The sequence below is a fragment of the Pseudomonas sp. 05T35 genome (genome assembly GCF_056396605.1).
In genome coordinates, this window is the sequence record NZ_JBFTLU010000921.1 from 1 (window position 1) to 535 (window position 535).

1 protein-coding gene is annotated in these 535 nt (G+C 45.6%); it reads left to right on the plus strand.

Annotated elements, in window-relative coordinates; genetic code table 11:
* Positions 1 to 258: 258 nt before the first annotated feature.
* Positions 259 to 535: class I SAM-dependent methyltransferase (locus AC1DH9_RS30705; RefSeq protein WP_477809525.1), on the plus strand; the 277-nt coding region annotated here is incomplete at its 3' end.

Sequence of the window (535 nt, forward strand, 5' to 3'; positions counted from 1 at the left end):
GGAGGGGGACGTTGGGGCTTTGAGGGTACAAAATCGCCGAGAAACGATTAGATGGCGGCTCGGTACAAGTTGATCGAAGGGGGACTGCGAGGCGCATCGGATTGCTTACGACTCAAAGTGGAAGGTGATGAGCTACCAGCTTAATCTTTCAACACATAGCTCTACTTTCGATGACAGAGATGGGATGATGGCGTTATGCTCCATCTAGGGTGGAGATCTCACCTACAATAATGTGAAATCAGCTTAATCAGGGATAGTATGAGTACAGTTAATAGCTCGCTTGGTATACCAATGACTCAGGGGCAATATGCTCAGCAGTGGACTATGGATGCTGAGCATATTTCAAGTTGCGGGCACTACAATTGGATGCGAGATCAAATAGGGGAACAGTCGCTCGTAGTAGAAATTGGATGCGGCTCGGGAATGAGTACGCTGGCTTTGGCAAAAAAGTCAAAAGTTTTATGTGTAGAGTCAAATGAAAATCTAGTTGATATATGTAAGGCATATCTTGTTTCAAATGGAGTGAGCGTAGAGG